The sequence below is a fragment of the Vibrio sp. 10N.222.55.B11 genome, assembly GCF_041473705.1.
Lineage (GTDB): Bacteria > Pseudomonadota > Gammaproteobacteria > Enterobacterales > Vibrionaceae > Vibrio > Vibrio crassostreae_C.
Genome location: NZ_JBFRST010000200.1, coordinates 1 through 270 on the forward strand (window position 1 = coordinate 1; position 270 = coordinate 270).

The 270-nt window shown below is 45.9% G+C and carries 1 protein-coding gene; it reads right to left on the reverse strand.

Annotated elements, in window-relative coordinates; translation table 11 throughout:
* Positions 1-270, reverse strand: a 270-nt coding sequence (locus AB4503_RS25715) for a reverse transcriptase domain-containing protein (protein WP_372115939.1), incomplete at both ends; no start/stop codon positions are given.

The following is a 270-nucleotide window of genomic DNA, read 5'->3' on the forward strand; positions in this document are numbered from 1 at the left end:
TCTTACGGTTTACCGTCAGCTTTAGTTTCTGCTCCAAGAACTCCGTTATCGACTCTCTAACTCGATAAGCGGCTTCTTCACTATGAACGTAGATTTGGCAGTCGTCTGCATATCGACAGAACTTATGCCCTCTGCGCTCTAACTCTTTATCCAGTTCATCTAATACGATATTGGATAGCAACGGGGATAATGGTCCACCCTGTGGTGTCCCTCTTTGTCTCTGTTCAACCATCCCGTTTCGCATTATGCCTGCCTGTAGATATGACCTGA